We start from the raw sequence: 241 nt of genomic DNA, 5'->3' as shown, positions 1-241 counted from the left end.
ACATAAGGAAGACTATCATATTACCCTTTCCTTTTTAGGAAGTGCGACAGAGGAACAATTAGAAGGAATAAAGAATGGATTACAAACACTTATAGAAAAAAAGGAACTACCTTTCACATTACAAGGATTTTCAACATTTGGCATGGAAGACAGGCCACGTATTTTTTGGGCGAAAGTAAGTGAGAATCATGAGTTGTTTCAGCTACAAAAGCAAGTGCATGCGATTTGTGAAGGGAATGGG

Annotated in this window: 1 protein-coding gene; it reads left to right on the top strand. The window is 37.3% G+C overall.

The features are described 5' to 3' along the window. Nucleotides 1–241: RNA 2',3'-cyclic phosphodiesterase (thpR, locus tag JDS96_RS31470; protein ID WP_199669186.1), on the top strand; the 241-nt coding region annotated here is incomplete at both ends.

It is taken from the genome of Bacillus cereus group sp. N21, from assembly GCF_016483395.1.
In the GTDB taxonomy this organism is placed as follows: Bacteria; Bacillota; Bacilli; order Bacillales; family Bacillaceae_G; genus Bacillus_A; species Bacillus_A pseudomycoides.
Note: the sequence above shows the minus strand (reverse complement) of the source record. Positions and strands in the feature narration are given on the sequence as shown.